This is a genomic window from Parapedobacter luteus, assembly GCF_900168055.1.
In the GTDB taxonomy this organism is placed as follows: Bacteria; Bacteroidota; Bacteroidia; order Sphingobacteriales; family Sphingobacteriaceae; genus Parapedobacter; species Parapedobacter luteus.
Genome location: NZ_FUYS01000003.1, coordinates 405385 through 424255, shown reverse-complemented (window position 1 = coordinate 424255; position 18871 = coordinate 405385). Strand labels below are relative to the sequence as shown.

The following is an 18871-nucleotide window of genomic DNA, read 5'->3' as shown; positions in this document are numbered from 1 at the left end:
CCCGTTTCTCAGATAACCTCTTGCTGCTGTGTTTTCCGGATGCTTATCGATGGAATACGCAGCAAGAAAGTGGTGCCCTTTCCCACAGTTGTTTCGTATTGGATATTTCCGCCCATACCTTCTACTGCTTGTTTCACAAATGCAAGGCCAAGTCCGGTGCCGGAGCTTTTGGTCGTAAAATTGGGTTGGAATAGCTTTTCCCTCGCTTCGGGGCTGATGCCATGGCCGTTGTCCCGTACAGCTATCGAAAGATAATTATCCATGTCATAACTTATCGTAATATGGATATGGCATCTGCGTTTGGTTATGGCGGCTTCTATCGAGTTTTTTATCAGGTTGTTGAATGATCGCAGCAGTTGGTCCCGATCCCCCAGGATGTTTATTGGGCCGTCGCCGCATTGATTGATTACTTGTATTTTTACTCCTACATTATTGCTGAATACCTCTACTGCTTTATTGATAATGTCCAGCACATCCACTTCCTTAAGCTGTGTGTCGGGCATCTTTGCAAACTCTGAAAACTCTGATGCGATGAGCGAAAGGCTATCGATTTGCTCAATAAACGATTCGCTGAACCTCGCGAAGCGTTCGTCAAACCGGGGATCCTTTTCTTTCCAAGATCGCTCCAGCTGTTGGATACCAAGCTTAAGAGGTGTTAACGGGTTTTTGATCTCATGCGCCACTTGCTTAGCCATCTCGCGCCAAGCGGATTCCCGCTCGGATCGCATGATGGTATTGGCACTTTGTTCAAGCGCGGCAATCATAAGGTTGTATTCCTTGATAAGGCTACCGATCTCATCGTGCCTTTTCCAAAAGATAGGCTCATTCTGCTTACCGATGCTGGTTTTGGCAAGGCTGCGTTGTACTAACGCCAGCGGAGCGGTAATTTTGTTTGCGACGAATACCGCAAACAATCCCAATACCAGAATAATCAATGCGTAAATGTTAACGAGCGTATTAAGGAGCAACCCAACGTTTTGGTCAAATTCCTTTTGGTAGCTGTAATGAGGTAAACTTAAAAAGGCTACCGGCTGATATTCATCATCCCGGATGGGCGCATAAGCGGCAATGAAGTTTAAGCCGCCAATATGTTCATGTTGAAGAAATTCCGACCGCTGATATCGGGCCATGTGCAGCCAAGCCTGGGGATTCATGTAACGAGACGTTAATTGGAGGTCGTAGATCCTAGGTTGTGTAGAGTATATTAGCTGGCCATCGGTGCCGTAAAGATTTAAGTCGGACGCTATGGACTCGGCAATGATGTTGAATTGCTCGTCCGTGGATATTCCGCGGTTGGTGTTGGATTCCTTGAGTATCCGCGATTCATACCTTCCGGCAATATCCACGACATATTTCAAAACACCGTTTTCCTGTTGTTTTCTAAATTGACTGCTGATGCTGAAGAAGGTGATGATACCGACAACGATCAACGTGAACACAACCGCTACGACAATAAACGTTTGAATGCGTGTACTGTAAAGTACTTTATTGGTGAGGATCAGGAAGCTCCATCGGAGATTTCGCAAACTGAAGTCATTACTGTTTAACGTCAAGACCAGCCATTGGCAGATGAAGGCAAGTATGGCGAACAACAAAAAAACAAGGAAAATAAACGACAATGCTGCCAGTTGCATCCAACTGCTCTGCTGACGCTGGCTGAGTAATATCAGTGTCCTGCTATTTGGACGGTACATCATATGCTCAAAGCCGCCTTCGACGCCCAGCGGTATGTATTTGCGCTGCTCTGCTGGATAAGTCGCTTCGGACAGCGGATATACATAATCGCCGTATTGGCTTACCAAGTTGCCATCTCGGTAGAAAGCGTATGCATAGCGGGTTGATAATTCTGTTTGTTGCTGGCCTATTCTGCTGTCTGCAAGAATGTCGGGATAGGCGGCCAACTGGCTGAATGATCGGTTCTGCATCTCAATAAGCAAAATGCCTAAAGGATTTCCGTCCTCTTCTACAGGAAGCTGGGCGAAATATTCAAAATTGCCGAACCGACTACTGCCACGGTAAAAATTTTCCGACACTTTAATCGCACCGGATATTACCTTATCCCGGTAAGCTTCCCGTTTGCTTGCCGAGCTGTTACCAATCGGAACCCAGTTGGTGTCAAATTCATTTGCAACAAATTCATATCGGGATAGATAGCCACTTAGGTAGGTTCGTTTCAGATGTTCGTTGAGTAGTTCTTGATTTCCGTCTTTTGGCCGCTTAAAGTAGTCAATAAGGACTGGATCTTTTACTATTTCCTTCTCTAAATCATGAAATAATGCAATGGCATTGGCGTCATCTACGGCTTCCAGTTTAGAAATCTCCATCTTTTGTTCCTCCTCTTTCTTATAGCGTTGGAACTGGCCATGTTTTATCGATGTGATTGCAGCCAGTAGGAGTAAGGTGGAGATAAAGATGGCTAGATCAAACTGGCCCTTACGTTTGACATACCAAGCGCGCAGCCCTATGAGCGTGCTCAGTAAAATGAACGTTACAGGAAAATCCCGGAGCTGAAAATCGCCGAAGTAAATAAGTAGTACTGCCGCACAAAAGATAATTACCGTTCCAATAGTAAGTAGCCTGTGCGGATCAGGGATCAAAGTTTGGGCGAGTTCTACCAGCAAATCGATGAGCAGGAGAAGCGACATGATGCTCAGGCACAGGGCGAATATTCCAACCCAGCTGTATGCGCTAAGATTCAGGATGTTCGTCACGTCAAAGTTGATGCCCGAGTTCGTGACAAGCCCCGCAAATACCACCGATATGCCATGGCTTACAAAATAAATCAGCACGCTGAATAGAAAAATCAACATGCAACTCCCTACTTTGGTATAGCCAAAAGCGGGGATTTTCAGCCGACGCCGGAAAGAATATAAGTAACCGACGAACCAAGTAAAGGCAACGATATTCAGGAAGAAACCACCCAAATGTGGAAAGAGAAAGCTTGAAGCAAAATTTCGTGGGTCAAAAAGCCCCGTGTAAAAGTGAGAAGCCAACAGACCGTAATGCAGATCCAAATAACGTATGCCAACAAGACAGCATGCAAACAACAGCACGGAAGACCATACCCATCCCCGTCTGGCTAGCCACACACAGATGATGTTGAACAAAAGTATGACCGAAAACCCTGCGAGCATCCACATGGCCAACTCCAATTTGGAAAAAAACGTGTCGTGCTGCCCGTCACGTAGTTTGACGGAAAGCAAATATTCGCCGGTCATGCTTCTGATGTTGTAAATCAGTTGGTCATCGTATTCGGCTATCTCCAGGTTGTTGGTTTCGATGAGGTCTCTCGAAAACGTATTCTGCAAGTACTCATTGTTCTTTTGAAAGTCTGACTTGATAGGAATCAAAAATAATGCTGAAAAATTGCCAATATTTTTTTTAATCGACTCATACCAGCCATTTCCGGTTTGTATGATGTCGACACCATTGCGGATGCCAGCATCTGTTTTAGGAACAAATTTATCCGTTCCCCAAATAACCAATTCACTGTTTACATAGACGAAGGGATAAATTTCATGTTTATTGACGAAGTAGTCGAGAATCTCCTCGGTACGTTCGACGTCATTCTCCAAGGTCTTAAGCACATTGAAAAGACTGGAGTCATTAAGGAAATCATAGACAATCTCCTCTTTTTTATGTAGGTTGTTTTGGATGGTACGTGCATCAAGGAGAAGGATTTCTTCATCATTGAACGTAAGATTGATGGTGACGGCCGTACCTATAAAGCATAGGGTCAACACCAGTAATAATAGCCTTATTTTAACAACCGTGCTCACAATCTACAATGATGATTCCACGTAAAATTAAAAAATATCCCTACATAACATAAAAAACTCCCGCAATAAGGTTGCGGGAGCACAAGGGTATTGGGTTAATCGTAATAATTTTAGTGAGGCTCCTCTTCTTTGAAGAGCTTGGCGGTTAAATATTCGCGGTTCATCCGTGCGATATTGGTCAGCTTGATGCCCACCGGACACTCTGCTTCGCACGCGCCGGTGTTGGTGCAGCTACCAAACCCTTCCGCATCCATTTGGGCAACCATGGCCTGCGCACGGCTGTACCGCTCCGTCTGCCCTTGAGGCAACAAGGCATATTGCGAGATCTTAGCTGAAACGAACAACATGGCTGACGCATTTTTGCACGCCGCAACGCAGGCACCGCAGCTGATGCAAGTTGCTGATTCAAACGCTTCATCTGCTATCACTTTGGGAATCGGAATACTGTTGGCATCCGGTACCCCACCGGTATTTACATTGATATATCCGCCCGCTTGTTGGATCCGATCAAATGCGGAGCGATCTACAGCCAGGTCTTTAATCACCGGGAAGGCCGCCGCCCGCCATGGTTCAATGACGATGGTTTGTCCATCGTGGAAACTGCGCATATGCAATTGGCACGTTGTCGTGCCTTGCTTGGGGCCATGGGGCCTTCCGTTGATATGCAGCGAGCACATGCCGCAGATACCTTCGCGGCAATCGTGATCGAAGTGGATTGGATCTTCCCCCTTACGCACCAATTCTTCGTTGACAACATCCAGCATCTCCAGAAAAGACATATCCGGCGATATATTGTTGGCTTGATAGGTAATAAATTTACCCCTGGTTTTGTCATTCTTTTGACGCCATACTTTCAGCGTCAGATTCATGTTTCCACTCATATTACAGTGCTTTATGCTGTAAGCCTGAGGCTTTATGCTTACGGCTATAGCTTCAGGCTTAGAGCTTATTGCTTATTTTACTTATAGCTTCGTTGTGTCAATTTCACGTTTTCGAATTCCAAGGGTTCTTTATGGAGCACCTCGGGCTGATTTTCGCCTTTGTATTCCCATGCGGCCACATAACGGAAATTCTTATCATCACGCTTTGCTTCGCCTTCCTCTGTTTGGCTTTCTTCGCGGAAATGCCCACCGCAAGATTCCCGTCGGTTAAGTGCATCGTCGACCATCAACTCGCCCAATTCAAGGAAGTCAGCTACACGGCCAGCTTTTTCGAGCGATTGGTTCATTTCCTCGTTTTCTCCAAGAACGGTCACGTCGCTCCAAAATTCTTTTCGCAATTCTTGAATAAGCCCTTTGGCCTTTGTCAATCCAACCTCGTTGCGCGCCATGCCACAGTATTCCCACATGATGTGCCCCAGTTTTTTATGAATATCGTCCACGGTTTTACTCCCTTTAAGCGAAAGCAATTTGCGCACGTTATCTTCCACCTCTTTGCGTGTCTTTTCAAAGTTAGGGTGGTTTTTGTCTACGGGGTCAAAGCCTAAGCCGGCCAAGTAATCTCCCACGGTATAGGGGATGACAAAATACCCATCGGCGAGTCCCTGCATCAATGCGGACGCTCCGAGGCGGTTCGCTCCGTGATCGGAAAAGTTACATTCGCCCAACGCGTACAATCCAGGCACAGTGGTCATCAGGTTATAATCTACCCATAAACCACCCATAGTATAATGCACCGCAGGATAGATGCGCATCGGTTGTTTGTAGGGGTTCTCGTCGGTGATCTGATAATACATATCAAAGAGGTTACCATATTTCGCGCGTACGGTATCCTCACCCAACCGTTTGATGGCGTCTTCGAAATCAAGGAAAACAGCGATACCTGAAGCGCCCACACCGCGGCCTTCGTCTACGACTTCTTTAGCATTTCTTGATGCTACGTCGCGAGGCACGAGGTTACCAAATGAAGGGTATTTGCGTTCCAGGTAATAGTCACGGTCTGCTTCCTTAATATCGGAGATTTTTATTTCCCCTTTGCGCAACTTTTGAGCGAGCTCGACGGTCTTGGGTACCCATACACGCCCATCGTTGCGAAGTGATTCCGACATCAGTGTCAACTTTGACTGATGGTCGCCCGTTACAGGGATGCAGGTAGGGTGGATCTGCGTGTAGCAAGGGTTGCCGAAGAAAGCGCCCCGTTTATGTGCACGCCAGGCGGCTGTCACGTTGCACCCCATAGCGTTGGTGGAGAGGAAAAAGACGTTGCCATAACCGCCCGTGCAGAGTAGCACTGCGTGGCCTTCGTGCGATTCGATGGCACCGGTAACCATATTACGGGTAATGATGCCACGTGCATGGCCGTCGATGGTCACCAGATCCAGCATTTCGTGCCGGTTGTACATCGTTACCTTTCCCTTGTTGATTTGGCGATTCAATGCTGAATACGCGCCCAGAAGCAATTGCTGTCCCGTTTGCCCGCGTGCATAGAATGTACGTGAAACCTGTGCGCCACCAAATGAGCGGTTGTCAAGCAATCCCCCATACTCACGCGCAAAGGGAACTCCTTGCGCAACACATTGATCGATAATGTTTACCGACACTTCGGCCAAACGGTATACATTTGCCTCGCGGGCACGATAATCGCCTCCTTTGATGGTGTCATAGAATAGGCGGTATACACTATCTCCGTCGTTTTGGTAATTCTTCGCAGCGTTGATGCCCCCTTGGGCGGCAATGGAATGCGCCCGTCTCGGACTGTCTTGATAACAAAACGCCTTGACGTTATAGCCCAACTCCGCAAGCGATGCAGCGGCGGACGATCCGGCTAATCCCGTGCCGACCACGATGATGGTGTATTTCCGCTTATTAGCGGGGTTGACCAATTTGAGGTTGAACTTATGTTTCGACCACTTTTCGGCCAACGGCCCTGCTGGTACTTTTGAATCTAACATATGATAAATCTCTCTTATATCAGGATGTGCCGCAACCATGGCGACTACATCGTAAATAGCTTAGTTGAAAAAATAGAAATAAATGGGCATGGCGGCAAATCCGATGGGAATAGCCACGCCAAACAGCCATATGCCAATAAACCGGATGATAGGCGCATACTTTTGATGGTCAAAGCCCAGGGTTTGGAATGCGCTCTTAAATCCATGGATAAGGTGAAATGACAAGGCAGCCATAGCAATCACATAAAAAGCTACCAAAACCCAGTTTTGAAAGGTAAACTGCACTTGTTTATAAAGGTCTTTCGCCTTAAGTATCTCAATGTCATTATCTACGTATTTCACATAGTCCGTATATTCCTCACCTACTAATTCCGTTGCGGTCGTCTCCTGGGTCGTTAAATCGGTGCGGTATTCAATGTACGGTACGCCGTCGTTATGGTATTTCCACCAGAAGTTGCTCATGTGCGTCACAATGAATACCAACAGTACCGTACCTAAAAGGCCCATGTTCCGTGAACTCCAAGCACTGTTTGCCGAGCCTTCGTATGCCGCGTACCGAACAGGCCGAGCCTTTCGGTTGTTTATGGTGAGCACCAAGGCGTAAACGGCATGTATAACGATGGAAGCGTACAACAAATAAGAGACGATTCTAATCGGGGTAAAATGCGTCATAAAATGGGCGTAATCATTGAATGCCTTGCCCTGGTCATCGTAAAATAACTGCAAATTGCCAATCAGATGGACAATTAAAAACGTACATAAAAATAGACCCGTTAAACTCATTATCAGCTTCTTCCCCAATGATGAAGAAAACAGATGTGTGGACTTGCTCATTCTCCTCGATTATTTTATTTTTGGTAAGCAAATCTACCAATTGATTTAATACCGGTGAAAACAAACAAGGAAAATCGGCAATTTAGAACTGTTCTAATTTTGGTTGCGTAAATAAAAAACGCCATGCTGATCGGCAGCATGGCGTTAATGGAGGACCTTCGTTATGGTTTGTTAGAACAATCGATAGCCAACACCCAGCGACCAAAGATTGATCTTTTGTGACCGATTGCTGTTCTCGCTCAAGTTGCTCAAGCCGTGTTCATAACGCAGGTCAGCCCGGAATTTGCTAATGTCTACTCCGATGCCACCCGTTACTGCCCAAGCCTGGCTTTTATAACTGTTAAAATCGGCGACGTCTTGCAGCGCTTGGCCAATACCTTCGTCAACGACAAATGAAACCACAGGGCCAGCTTGTACCCGTACACCTAATGGCCCTAACCCTATCCGAGTACCTAAAAGTAAAGGCAAATCAAGGCTGGTAAACGTTACGTTTGCCGTTACATTGCCTCCTTCAGGATTGTCAAATTCAGCTTTTGAGCTTTTTCCGGTAAAATAGAGCTCAGGTTGGAAATGTACCCCAGCACCACCTATCCGCGCCCAGATACCAGCCTGGTACCCTGTGCGGGTGCTTCCGTCGAGCCAATTACCATCATCTGTTCTCAAGGTGGAAAAGTTTAAAGCCCCTTTTAAACCTAATTGGAAGGTGGGCAGTAATTGCGCGTTAGCGCCAACAGCAGTAAAGGTAGACAATAATGCAATAATAAAATACTTTTTCATTTGAATAGTGTTTTTAGTAGCAATAGCTTGCATGAATCGCTCTTGTTTGTTTACGAAGGCAATTCATGCGGGTTTCATCAGTTAAATTTTTGTACGTAGCATTAAAATACGGTCCATGATTTGCTAAGCAAAATTCAAGCCGAAAATGATTCGTACCTCACAAACTTGGTCAGGACGGACGGAATCCCTACTTTTGTCGAAAACAACTAAGGAGTATGGCAGCTATCAAAATCACGCAAGCAGAATGGGATGTGCTGAAAAAGAAGTTTCTTCGTAAGTACAACCACCTTTCGGATGAAGACCTTGCTTTCGAAGAGGGTAAGGAAGATGAATTAGTCGATCGACTGGCCCGCCGTGTGCGGCGCACGAGAGATTACGTTTTGTTCACCCTCCAGAAGGGGCTGGCGGACTTGGAAAGCAACCGGTTATAAATAAGGCTATCAAGATATGGAGGAAATTGCTTGGTCTGACTTCGAAAAAGTGGAGCTGCGCGTAGGAACGATCGTCGGTGCCGAAGACTTTCCGAAAGCTAGAAAACCGGCGTACAAACTGCTGATAGATTTCGGCGAGGATATCGGCATTCGCCGGAGCAGCGCCCAGATTACCAAGCACTACCGCAAAGATCAGCTGATAGGTAAGCAAGTAATCGGAGTAGTCAATTTTCCGAAAAAACAGATTGCAGACTTTATGTCGGAATGTTTAATCACCGGTTTTGCTGATGAAAACGGTGATATTGTGCTTAGCGCTGTTGAACGTCCGGTGCCTAATGGGGCGAGATTATTTTAGCCATGAAATACATCAACTTTGAAGATGCCGGTGATGCTGTCTCCGATGAAATCTATATGAGGGAAGCGTTGAAGGAGGCACAGAAGGCGTTAGAGCAAGACGAAGTGCCTATCGGTGCAGTGATTGTATGCAATGGCAAAATCATCGGACGGGGGCATAACCTGACCGAACGGTTGAATGACGTAACAGCGCATGCTGAAATGCAAGCCTTCACCGCTGCAGCCAATTACCTTGGTGGAAAATACCTGCTGGATTGTACGCTCTACGTGACCATTGAACCTTGTGTGATGTGTGCCGGAGCCGCCTATTGGACGCAGATTACACGCATCGTGTTCGGTGCGATTGATAAAAAACGAGGCTTTTCAGGGTTTGGCCGGGACCTGCTGCATCCGAAAACGACTGTTATAAGCGGTGTCCTGGGAAATGAATGCGCGGCATTGGTAACGTCATTTTTCCGTAATAAACGGAACAAGTAATCAAGCGTTAATATTTCGGTAAACAAAATTGGTTTGATAATCGTTATATTTGTCCAACACATTAACTAATTTTTAATTTAAAACAATATATTATGGCTTTTGAATTACCGGCGTTACCTTACGCCACTGATGCATTGGAACCTCATATTGATAAGGAAACCATGGAAATCCACCATGGAAAACACCATCAAGCTTATGTAGATAACCTGAATAAAGCCATCGCGGGCACAGATGCAGAAAACCTAACCATTGAAGAGATTTGCAAAAACATTTCAAAATATCCCGCTGCGGTGCGCAATAACGGCGGTGGGCATTACAATCACTCCTTGTTTTGGACCATCCTTTCGTCAAATGGCGGTGGAGCTCCTTCAGGTGATTTGGCCGCTGCCATTGATGAAGCGTTTGGCTCCTTTGACGAACTGAAAAAGAAATTACAGGAAGCCGGGGCAACCCGTTTTGGATCGGGATGGTCCTGGTTGGTGGTAGACGGAACGGGTAAACTTCAGGTGACCTCAACGCCCAATCAGGATAACCCATTGTTCGACATTGCCGAGGTTAAGGGCACACCCATCCTGGGGATTGATGTGTGGGAGCATGCATACTACCTGAAATATCAAAATAAACGTCCCGCATATTTGGACGCTGTTTTCAATGTTATCGATTGGGACGCCGTGGCTAAGCGCTATGCGGACGCGAAATAAAAATTGATTACGAAATATTACTGGAATTCGAAGCGGCCTGATGCGATATGCATGGGTCGCTTTTTCTGTCTATTAATGTACTGTTATGGCACAGACGATGAAGGCTATTGTACTTGACGGCATCAAAAAAACCCTCGTATGGATGGAAGTTCCCATCCCTAAGTTGGAGAAGGGAGAGGCGTTGGTGCGTACGAAAGCCGCGGCTTTCAATAGGCGCGACTGGTGGATACAGCAAGGCCAGTATGCAGGCCTGAAATTTCCCATCATATTGGGCTCGGATGGGGCGGGCATTGTAGAGGCCGTCGCCGGGGACGCTGGCCAGGCGTGGATCGGCAAGGAAGTAATTATCAACCCATCTATCGCATGGGGCGATCGCGAAGCTGTCCAACAAAAGGCATTTCATATACTGGGATTGCCCCAGGACGGCACATTTGCACAATACGTACGTGTACCGGTCGAAAATTTACACGAAAAACCGCGTCATCTCACGTTTGAGGAAGCCGCGGCATTACCCCTTGGCGGCCTGACGGCCTACCGTGCACTGTTTAGGCGAGCAGAGCTGAAGGCCGGCGACAAGGTGCTGGTCGTTGGGGTGGGCGGTGGCGTTGCGACATTTGCACTGCAATTGGCGGTGCATGCGGGAGCAGACGCATATGTTACGTCCAGCAAGGTTTCAAAGATAGAGCGGGCGATGGCCTTGGGAGCTAAAGGAGGCGTACGGTATACAGATGACGGCTGGAGTGAAACGTTGAAAGAAAAAGTGGGCGGCTTTGATGTCATTGTAGACAGCGCGCTGGGCGATGGCTTTGCTCATTATCTCGATTTGGCGAATCCAGGCGGCAGGATTGTTTTTTTCGGGGGTACGGCGGGGAATATCCCCGAACTCAACGGACGCCAGATTTTTTGGAAACAGCTATCCTTACTGGGTACGACGATGGGCTCACCGACAGATTTCCGCAACATGCTGGAATTTGTTGAGCACCATCAAATCAAGCCGGTTATCGATAGCGTCCATCCCATACAAGAAGCTGAGGAGGCGATAAGAAAAATGACCGAGTCATCGCAATTCGGCAAAATTGTATTAAAGCTGGAGTAGTTTTTTCGCGGCGAGGAGCACCTGCTTTGGAATACCTATTTTGGTGTATTTTCGGGATTATTCAAGGAAAAGCAGTGGACCCTTTGTATTTTTGTGTTGAAATGGAATCAGATTATGAGGATATTACTCGTTATTAGTGCCGCAATGTTGTGTACAGCCTGTTTGCAGACGGCAAATACCAATACGTCGCAGGCGCAGGTACAGCGGCATGATGGGGGCGGTTCCGTGGGGACGGATACGGCCACATTCGCCGGTGGATGTTTCTGGTGCACGGAGGCCCAATTCCAGCAGTTGGCGGGTGTCGATACGGTTATTTCCGGATACACTGGAGGAACGGTGGCGAATCCCAGCTATAAACAGGTGACAACCGGACGCACAGGCCATGCAGAAGCGGTGAATGTGGTATATCGGCCGGATGTGATCAGCTATGATGAATTGCTTGAAGCGTTTTTTATTGCCCATGATCCTACCCAGCTCAATCGGCAAGGTAATGATATCGGTCCGCAATATCGTTCATCCATTTTCTATCACGATGAGGAAGAACGCAAAAAAGCTGAATATTACATCCAGCGGTTGAATGAAGAGCGGGTGTATAATCAGCCAATCGTAACCACTTTGGAGCCGTATACGGTCTTCTACGTGGCTGAGGATTATCACCAGAATTATTTTAATCTGAACCCCAAGCAGGCTTATTGCCAATATGTCATCGTGCCGAAACTGGAAAAGTTTAAGGCGGTATTCAAGGAGCGGCTTAAGCGGTAAACGCTATGCCGCTTACCTTTTACGAAAAATATAATCCGTCTGTAGCGGCTCCATGCCGTTTTGCCTGAATAACAAGGCAATTTGTCCACGGTGATAAGTGGAATGGTTGATAATATGAAACAGGACATCCCCAACCGTATTGGTAAACGGAATTCCTTTGCTGGTCTTATAATTCACTTCATCACCTACGATTGAGGTTTCCAAGATAGTCAACGTCTGGTCATAATTACGCCTATCTAACACAGCCAATATATTGCTGGGGTGCTTTTCCCATACGCTATGCTGGGTTGGCTGGTTTAATATCCGATGATTCCATATGTGATGGGCGTTCAGCATATGGCTGAACAGATCCATGGATTTCGCGTCAACTGCGGCCGCATGATCCATCAGCACCGCTGCCAATTGCTGATTGCAATGAAAATTATAAGCAAATAATTCATTAAAAAGCGCTTTCATTATTTTCCCCCGCTTATATCGATAAATGTTCCTGTTGAATACGATGATTTTTCGGAAATCAGCCACATGATAGCTTCCGCCACTTCCTCGGCAAGTCCGCCCCGGCGCATGGGTATACTTTCTTTTAGGCGATCTACACGATTCGGTTCGCCGCCGTCGGCATGTATCGCTGTATAAATGAACGCGGGGCGTACGGCATTAACGCGGATGCCTTCAGCGGCCACCTCCTTGGAAAGCCCGATAGTGAAGGTGTCCAACGCACCCTTTGATGCGGCATAGTCTATGTATTCATTTGGCGCGCCCGTTCTTGCCGCAAGGGAAGACACATTCACGATTGCACCGCCGTTGCCGCCATTGTTGGCCGACAGGCGCTTGACCGCTTCCCGGGCGCAGAGAAATTGCCCAATAACGTTTGCTGCAAACATGCGATGAAGGCGCTCGCTGTCCATGGTTTCCAAGCGCATTTGCGTTTCAAGAATTCCCGCGTTGTTCACCAAGCCATATAGCGACCCAAGTCGCTTATCTGTCTCAGCGAACAATTTTATCACGTCATTTTCCCGCGAAATATCAGCTTGTATCGCGACGGCAGTGCCGCCTTCCTCGATAATTCGGGAGACAATGGTGTCGGCAGCAGCTTTGTCACTGCGATAGTTTACTGCCACTGCATATCCTTCGCTTGCCGCCAATAGTGCTGTGGCGGCTCCGATGCCACGGCTCGCCCCTGTGATGAGGATGGTCTTCATATATGCGATTTGGTTTTTAGTGCGTTTTTAAACTAATCACTTATCCGTACCAATTTGTGCAAAAATATCTTGGCAATACAACAACTGCAAGTTAAATAATTTTGAGGACAACCGTTTAGCTTACGGATGTCATACGTGTTGATGAGGCCTTCATCACTGTTTTTTTCCGATGTTGTTCACTGCGTTCGTTTTACGGCCTCGCGAACTGACGATGACTGGGGCGGCGACTTATGGTTGGTTAATATTCGGTCAAAATCGGTTAAAATATGGAATAGTAGCATAAATTGCGACACTTAACCGTTGTTTTTCAGGCGAAATAAATTGCAGAGCCGTGTGGGTTTTGGTAGTTTTGTACACTCAAGAAAGAAACAACACTATGTCAAAAGGATTTTTCAATGTACCTGTTCCGGTGAACGAGCCGGTTTTATCATACGCCGCCGGGAGCGCGGAGCGGAAATTACTTCAGCAAGCTCTGCAATCCGCACTTTCTACGGAAGCTGATATCCCGATGTACATCGGAGGGAAAGAAATACGTACGGGGAACCGTTTCGCAGTACGCCCGCCCCACAATCACGGCCATGTGCTGGGATACTACCATTACGGGGATAAAAGCCACGTCCAGGCTGCCATAGATGCGGCCCTTGCGGCGAAGTCAGCATGGGAGGACTTGCCATGGGAGCAACGCGCGGCAATATTTTTGAAGGCGGCGGACCTGATAGCGGGGCCATATCGCTATCGGCTTAATGCAGCGACCATGCTGGGGCAATCGAAAAATGCCTATCAGGCAGAGATTGATTCGGCGTGCGAGATTGTGGACTTCCTTCGTTTCAATGTAAAATATATGGCCGAAATTTACAGTCAACAACCGCCGGTTTCACCGAGGGGCAGCTGGAATCGTGTGGAGCAGCGTCCGCTGGAAGGATTTGTGTTTGCTTTGACGCCATTTAATTTTACGGCGATTGCCGGGAACCTCCCGACATCAGCGGCGATGATGGGCAATGTCGTCGTGTGGAAGCCGGCCAATACACAGGTTTATTCGGCTCATGTATTGATGGAAGTCTTCCGCGAAGCCGGGGTTCCGGATGGTGTTATCAATTTGGTTTACGTGGACGGGCCCGAAGCTGGGGACGTTATTTTTAAACACCCGGATTTTGCGGGCATTCATTTCACTGGCTCGACGGCGGTATTCCAGAACATCTGGAAGACAATCGGGGAAAACATTCATCGTTACCGTTCTTACCCACGTATTGTGGGTGAGACGGGAGGCAAAGATTTTATCTTGGTACACGCTTCGGCCGATGTGAAAGCTGCCAGCACGGCTATTGTACGCGGAGCGTTTGAGTACCAGGGGCAAAAATGCTCCGCGGCATCCAGGGTATATATTCCCCGCTCATTGTGGCCGGAGATTAAAGATCGCATGCTGCAGGATATTGCCTCCTTCAAGGTAGGCCCGGTAGAGGATTTCAGTAATTTCGTCAATGCCGTGATAGACGAAAAATCATTTGATAAATTAGCGAACTACATCGATGGGGCGAAGGCTGATCCCGATGCCGAAATTATCGCTGGCGGCACATACGACAAGAGCAAAGGCTATTTTATTTACCCGACGGTCATTGTAGCTAAGCGCCCGGACTATGTAACGATGTGCGAGGAGCTTTTCGGACCGGTGCTTACGGTGTACGTATACGATGATGAGCAATGGGAAGAAATGTTTGAGGTAATTGATAAGACGTCCATTTACGCACTTACTGGCGCGGTTATCGCACAGGATCGTTACGCAATCAGTCAGGCCACGCACTCCCTACGCCATGCCGCAGGCAATTTCTACATCAACGACAAATGCACAGGCGCGGTGGTGGGCCAACAACCATTCGGAGGAGCTAGGGGATCGGGTACGAATGACAAAGCGGGCTCGATGATCAACCTGTTGCGCTGGGTATCTCCGCGAACGATTAAGGAGACCTTCGACCCACCAACGGATTACAGGTATCCGTTTTTGGAGCAAGAATAAAAGAAAGGCCGTTTCATTATTCGAAACGGCTTTTCTTTTACGCCGCTGGTTTATTACTACAGAAAAAATACGTCAAACATACTGTCGATCTGGAACGTTCGAACACCCGCCGCCAGAAGCGCTTTGGCGGCATCCGCCCCCTTGGTCATGGCGTCTCCTCGCTGTGCCCATGCATTGATGACACCCACTACAGGAATGCCATGCCTTGCAGCCCATTTCACGTCATCGGCAGTAATCTGACCAGAAAACAGGTAATAATGTGATGGGTGGTAATCCGGCCGTAGCATGTTATCCTCCAACTGCTGCCGTGTACAACTTAAGGCGATTTTGCCCCGGTAAAAGTCGGTCGAAGCTTCGGTGCCGATCATCATCCCGTCGGCCAACATCCCATATTGTGCGAGCATGTGTATGAGCCTGGCGTGCAGAAGCGTATCATTGCCGGGTATTTTGAGGTCTACCATCACCTTGATGTGCCCCCGTGCCGCCGAGAGGATCTCCTCCAGGCTATGCACACGATTGCCGAGGTTGCCTTTCAACTTTTGCATCGCTGACCATGTCAGCTGGTCTACGGGCTTGTCGAGGCCATAGTAACGGATAAAATTGCGGTCGTGGTGTACGATGAAGACACTATCCTTGCTCATGCGCACATCGATCTCTACACGGTCATAACCCCGTTCGATGGCTTTTTTCAATGCTTCAAGACTATTTTCGGCCGTGGTATTATCCACCACTCCGCCACGGTGGGCGATGAGGCCGTAACCTTGGGGTTCAATACGTGCTTGCGCTTGCAACCGAAGTGTCCCCAGCAGCAACAGTGCCAGGGACACGTAACGGTTATGTAGCTTTACCATCCTTCCCATACATCCATCCGCCCGTGAGTTGGCAGCGGCTTTCGCGCCGGCAAAAGCTCGCTCGTCACCTTTCTGCATGCGTTTGAGCAACTCCACATCTTCCATATTGCGAAGCTATCTGCGCAATATGAACCGCAGGTTAATCCTTCGTTAAGTTGAAGGAACGCATGGATATGCACCATAAAAGCAAAAAGCCGTTTCAAAATGAAAACGGCTTTTTGCTTTTATGGCTCGTCTGAGAGGTATTCTACGCGAATGCCAAAACTTTCCCTAACCCTTCCGAGTTGGTGAAGGTGATGTCAAGATCGACAATCTTGCCGGTAGCGATATCAATAACAACACCGTGAACAGCCAAATCATCGCGTTCCTTCCATGCATTTTGGATGATCGATGTCGAACAAAGATTAGATACCTGTTCAGCTACGTTGAGTTCAACGAGCCTGTTTACCTTCTTTTCCTCATCTTGAATCGCATCGATCTCTTCCGAATGGAGACGGTATACGTCTTTGATGTGGCATAGCCAGTTGTCGATGATCCCAAATTGCTTACGGCTCAGGGAAGCTGCGACACCGCCGCATCCATAGTGGCCGGCTACGATGACATGTTTTACCTTTAATACGTTAACGGCGTAGTCCAACACGCTGAGCATATTCATATCCGAGTGTACGCACATGTTAGCGATGTTGCGGTGTACAAACACTTCGCCAGGCAACGTGTTGGTGATCTGGTTGGCCGGTACGCGGCTGTCGGCGCAGCCGATCCACAAAATCTCAGGGCTTTGTCCCTTGGCAAGTTGCTGGTACCTGCCGGTGGTATCTTCCGCAACCAGCTTCATCCATTGTTTGTTTCCTTCTAGGATTTTCTCGAATCCTGCTTGTAATTCCGGACTTTCAATGTGTTTTTTGTACATATGCTATTTTATTTTGCTATTGTTTCAGATGATGATTGTTTTACGGGTTTCCGATTTAATGAGTCGTTCTTCAAAATACTTTGTGTAAAACGCTTAATATTCGGTACATTCTTTTTGTTTATGATTCCTACCAGTTCAACGGTTTTTCCCTTGCTCACCGCATGTTGCTCGAAATCCTTGATGACTTCGATCACGTCTTTATCAATGTATCGGCTATGCGAGCCATCAATAATGATTTCATTGATGCGCCGCGGAAGGCTATAGAGCGCTTTCTGTATGGCCGCTTTATTGAGAAACGTCACTTCTTCTGCTAAGGTAAACGTTATTTTGGCTCCATCCTCATTGTCTTCTACGTCATATTCAAAAGCGTTAGAAAGATTGTTTCTAAGAATATAGAACATGGCCACTAACAAGCCTACACCTACACCGGTAAGCAAATCGGTGAACACCACGGCAATAATAGTAACAATGAAGGGAATAAATTGATCGAACCCTTTATGCCACATTTGCTTGAAAATTTCACCTTTTGCCAACTTATAGCCGGTGTGAAGCAGGATGGCAGCCAAACAGGACAAGGGAATTAAATTGATAATTTTAGGGATAGTAATGACCGCCAGCAATAACCATATACCGTGTAAGATGGCACTTTGCCGGGTCCTGCCACCCGAATTGACGTTGGCAGATGAGCGGACAATGACGGAAGTCATCGGGATACCTCCCAGAAGACCACTGGTCGTATTGCCGATACCCTGGGCCAACAATTCGCGGTTGGTGGGAGAGTTCCGTTTAAATGGATCTATTTTGTCAACCGCTTCAATGCTCAGCAAGGTTTCCAGGCTGGCAATGATGGCAATTGTAAAGGCAACTATCCAAACGTCTTTGTTTAAAATCTGCGTAAAGTCAGGAAACGTAAATAAGCCCACGAATTCGCCGAACGATTGAACCACCGGGATGGTTACTAAATGATCGCTTCCCAGCGCTAAATCGGAACCTAAAAACGCTTGGCTTAACGCTACCCCTAAGACGACGACCACCAAGGGTGCGGGTATCAGCTTCACTTTTTTTAGTTTTGGCCATAGAATGAGAATGGCAAGCGAAACCGCACAAATGATGAACGCCCCATAGTTGATCGCGTTGAACGCATTCTGCAAAGCAGAAAACGTATTTTCATTATCGCTCTGCGTAAAGCTCTCTTCGCCAAAGAATGCCGAGTCATATCCCACTGCATGAGGAAGCTGTTTGAGGATGATTGTGATCCCGATGGCCGCTAACATACCAATGATAACGGACGAAGGAAAATAATTGCCAATCATCCCTGCTTTGATAATTCCGAGTACCAATTGCATCAAACCGGCAATTACGACAGCCAATAAGAAAGTTTCATACGCGCCAAGCTGCTCGATAGCGCCCAGCACAATGACCGTAAGCCCAGCTGCGGGCCCACTTACACTTAATTGCGAACCACTGAATGAGGCTACGACAATGCCACCGATAATTCCGGTCAATAATCCTGCGAATAAGGGGGCTCCCGAAGCCATCGCAATTCCCAAACATAACGGCAAGGCGACAAGAAAAACCACCACACTTGCCGGTAAATCATATTTCAAATCCCGTTTTGATAACTTCAAAAACGCAGATACTCGTGTACCAAACATGTTGTAAATGTTATTAACTGATTGTGTTGTTTAATTCATTCGCCACTGTACTATTAACATTAACAACTCAACGTGCATCATGTTCACTTGGTGGCTAATAATTAATCAGCAATGGAATGACTAGGGCCAATAAAAGCTATTGGC

17 protein-coding genes are annotated in these 18871 nt (G+C 47.3%); 7 read left to right on the top strand and 10 right to left on the bottom strand.

All coding sequences use genetic code 11. The annotated features are described in order from the left end of the window. Window positions 1-8 precede the first annotated feature (8 nt). The 5 genes from B5X72_RS08395 to B5X72_RS08375 all read right to left on the bottom strand — a co-directional run bounded on the left by B5X72_RS08395 (window position 9) and on the right by B5X72_RS08375 (window position 8313). Complete coding sequence (locus B5X72_RS08395; RefSeq protein WP_079716388.1) at window positions 9-3779, bottom strand: sensor histidine kinase; 3771 nt, start codon at window positions 3777-3779, stop codon at window positions 9-11. A 110-nt stretch (window positions 3780-3889) separates the two neighbouring features. Next, window positions 3890-4660, bottom strand: coding sequence for a succinate dehydrogenase/fumarate reductase iron-sulfur subunit (locus tag B5X72_RS08390; protein ID WP_200120472.1), 771 nt, complete (start codon window positions 4658-4660; stop codon window positions 3890-3892). Window positions 4661-4737: 77 nt separating this feature from the next. Next, window positions 4738-6669, bottom strand: a complete 1932-nt coding sequence (locus B5X72_RS08385) for a fumarate reductase/succinate dehydrogenase flavoprotein subunit (RefSeq protein ID WP_079716387.1) — start codon at window positions 6667-6669, stop codon at window positions 4738-4740. Window positions 6670-6729: 60 nt separating this feature from the next. Continuing rightward, window positions 6730-7503: a succinate dehydrogenase cytochrome b subunit gene (locus B5X72_RS08380; protein ID WP_079716386.1), complete on the bottom strand. Its 774-nt coding sequence runs from the start codon at window positions 7501-7503 to the stop codon at window positions 6730-6732. A gap of 171 nt (window positions 7504-7674) precedes the next feature. Continuing rightward, window positions 7675-8313: a porin family protein gene (locus B5X72_RS08375; protein ID WP_245826890.1), complete on the bottom strand. Its 639-nt coding sequence runs from the start codon at window positions 8311-8313 to the stop codon at window positions 7675-7677. 182 nt (window positions 8314-8495) lie between these two features. Here B5X72_RS08375 and B5X72_RS08370 point away from each other — a divergent pair, with 182 nt between their 5' ends. The 6 genes from B5X72_RS08370 to msrA all read left to right on the top strand — a co-directional run bounded on the left by B5X72_RS08370 (window position 8496) and on the right by msrA (window position 12101). Continuing rightward, the gene (locus B5X72_RS08370) at window positions 8496-8711 is read left to right on the top strand and encodes a hypothetical protein (protein ID WP_079716384.1); all 216 of its coding nucleotides are present in this window, start codon (window positions 8496-8498) and stop codon (window positions 8709-8711) included. Window positions 8712-8727: 16 nt separating this feature from the next. Beyond that, window positions 8728-9066: a tRNA-binding protein gene (locus B5X72_RS08365; protein WP_079716383.1), complete on the top strand. Its 339-nt coding sequence runs from the start codon at window positions 8728-8730 to the stop codon at window positions 9064-9066. A gap of 2 nt (window positions 9067-9068) precedes the next feature. Beyond that, window positions 9069-9542, top strand: coding sequence for a nucleoside deaminase (locus B5X72_RS08360; RefSeq protein ID WP_079716382.1), 474 nt, complete (start codon window positions 9069-9071; stop codon window positions 9540-9542). A gap of 92 nt (window positions 9543-9634) precedes the next feature. Next, window positions 9635-10243, top strand: a complete 609-nt coding sequence (locus B5X72_RS08355; protein WP_079716381.1) for a superoxide dismutase — start codon at window positions 9635-9637, stop codon at window positions 10241-10243. A gap of 85 nt (window positions 10244-10328) precedes the next feature. Next, window positions 10329-11339 (top strand): zinc-binding dehydrogenase, encoded by a 1011-nt coding sequence (locus B5X72_RS08350; protein ID WP_245826889.1) that lies wholly within the window; start codon window positions 10329-10331, stop codon window positions 11337-11339. 114 nt (window positions 11340-11453) lie between these two features. After that, a complete protein-coding gene (gene msrA / locus B5X72_RS08345) occupies window positions 11454-12101 on the top strand; it encodes a peptide-methionine (S)-S-oxide reductase MsrA (protein WP_079716380.1) in 648 nt (215 codons plus the stop codon). A gap of 12 nt (window positions 12102-12113) precedes the next feature. Here msrA and B5X72_RS08340 read toward each other — a convergent pair whose 3' ends face one another. Both B5X72_RS08340 and B5X72_RS08335 read right to left on the bottom strand, forming a co-directional pair. Beyond that, window positions 12114-12557 (bottom strand): DinB family protein, encoded by a 444-nt coding sequence (locus tag B5X72_RS08340; protein ID WP_079716379.1) that lies wholly within the window; start codon window positions 12555-12557, stop codon window positions 12114-12116. Beyond that, window positions 12557-13300 carry an SDR family oxidoreductase gene (locus B5X72_RS08335; protein WP_079716378.1) on the bottom strand — a complete coding sequence of 248 codons (744 nt, stop codon included), beginning with the start codon at window positions 13298-13300 and terminating at the stop codon, window positions 12557-12559. Before B5X72_RS08335 ends, B5X72_RS08340 begins: the two co-directional genes overlap by 1 nt. 376 nt (window positions 13301-13676) lie before the next feature. Here B5X72_RS08335 and pruA point away from each other — a divergent pair, with 376 nt between their 5' ends. Further along, complete coding sequence (gene pruA, locus B5X72_RS08330) at window positions 13677-15311, top strand: L-glutamate gamma-semialdehyde dehydrogenase (protein ID WP_079716377.1); 1635 nt, start codon at window positions 13677-13679, stop codon at window positions 15309-15311. A gap of 56 nt (window positions 15312-15367) precedes the next feature. Here pruA and B5X72_RS08325 read toward each other — a convergent pair whose 3' ends face one another. The 3 genes from B5X72_RS08325 to B5X72_RS08315 all read right to left on the bottom strand — a co-directional run bounded on the left by B5X72_RS08325 (window position 15368) and on the right by B5X72_RS08315 (window position 18727). Continuing rightward, window positions 15368-16267 (bottom strand): glycerophosphodiester phosphodiesterase, encoded by a 900-nt coding sequence (locus B5X72_RS08325; protein WP_079716376.1) that lies wholly within the window; start codon window positions 16265-16267, stop codon window positions 15368-15370. A gap of 142 nt (window positions 16268-16409) precedes the next feature. After that, window positions 16410-17072, bottom strand: coding sequence for a carbonic anhydrase (locus B5X72_RS08320; RefSeq protein ID WP_176146129.1), 663 nt, complete (start codon window positions 17070-17072; stop codon window positions 16410-16412). Window positions 17073-17080: 8 nt separating this feature from the next. Beyond that, on the bottom strand, window positions 17081-18727 hold the full coding sequence (locus tag B5X72_RS08315; RefSeq protein ID WP_079716375.1) for a SulP family inorganic anion transporter: 1647 nt from the start codon (window positions 18725-18727) through the stop codon (window positions 17081-17083). Window positions 18728-18871 lie beyond the last annotated feature (144 nt).

What these genes read in the sequence shown, in the direction of transcription:
- B5X72_RS08390 (WP_200120472.1), bottom strand. Translation starts at nt 4,660, where the DNA reads ATGAGTGGAAACATGAATCTGACGCTGAAAGTATGGCGTCAAAAGAAT.
- B5X72_RS08385 (WP_079716387.1), bottom strand. Translation starts at nt 6,669, where the DNA reads ATGTTAGATTCAAAAGTACCAGCAGGGCCGTTGGCCGAAAAGTGGTCG.
- B5X72_RS08380 (WP_079716386.1), bottom strand. Translation starts at nt 7,503, where the DNA reads ATGAGCAAGTCCACACATCTGTTTTCTTCATCATTGGGGAAGAAGCTG.
- B5X72_RS08375 (WP_245826890.1), bottom strand. Translation starts at nt 8,313, where the DNA reads ATGCAAGCTATTGCTACTAAAAACACTATTCAAATGAAAAAGTATTTT.
- B5X72_RS08370 (WP_079716384.1), top strand. Translation starts at nt 8,496, where the DNA reads ATGGCAGCTATCAAAATCACGCAAGCAGAATGGGATGTGCTGAAAAAG.
- B5X72_RS08365 (WP_079716383.1), top strand. Translation starts at nt 8,728, where the DNA reads ATGGAGGAAATTGCTTGGTCTGACTTCGAAAAAGTGGAGCTGCGCGTA.
- B5X72_RS08360 (WP_079716382.1), top strand. Translation starts at nt 9,069, where the DNA reads ATGAAATACATCAACTTTGAAGATGCCGGTGATGCTGTCTCCGATGAA.
- B5X72_RS08355 (WP_079716381.1), top strand. Translation starts at nt 9,635, where the DNA reads ATGGCTTTTGAATTACCGGCGTTACCTTACGCCACTGATGCATTGGAA.
- B5X72_RS08350 (WP_245826889.1), top strand. Translation starts at nt 10,329, where the DNA reads ATGGCACAGACGATGAAGGCTATTGTACTTGACGGCATCAAAAAAACC.
- msrA (WP_079716380.1), top strand. Translation starts at nt 11,454, where the DNA reads ATGAGGATATTACTCGTTATTAGTGCCGCAATGTTGTGTACAGCCTGT.
- B5X72_RS08340 (WP_079716379.1), bottom strand. Translation starts at nt 12,557, where the DNA reads ATGAAAGCGCTTTTTAATGAATTATTTGCTTATAATTTTCATTGCAAT.
- B5X72_RS08335 (WP_079716378.1), bottom strand. Translation starts at nt 13,300, where the DNA reads ATGAAGACCATCCTCATCACAGGGGCGAGCCGTGGCATCGGAGCCGCC.
- pruA (WP_079716377.1), top strand. Translation starts at nt 13,677, where the DNA reads ATGTCAAAAGGATTTTTCAATGTACCTGTTCCGGTGAACGAGCCGGTT.
- B5X72_RS08325 (WP_079716376.1), bottom strand. Translation starts at nt 16,267, where the DNA reads ATGGAAGATGTGGAGTTGCTCAAACGCATGCAGAAAGGTGACGAGCGA.
- B5X72_RS08320 (WP_176146129.1), bottom strand. Translation starts at nt 17,072, where the DNA reads ATGTACAAAAAACACATTGAAAGTCCGGAATTACAAGCAGGATTCGAG.
- B5X72_RS08315 (WP_079716375.1), bottom strand. Translation starts at nt 18,727, where the DNA reads ATGTTTGGTACACGAGTATCTGCGTTTTTGAAGTTATCAAAACGGGAT.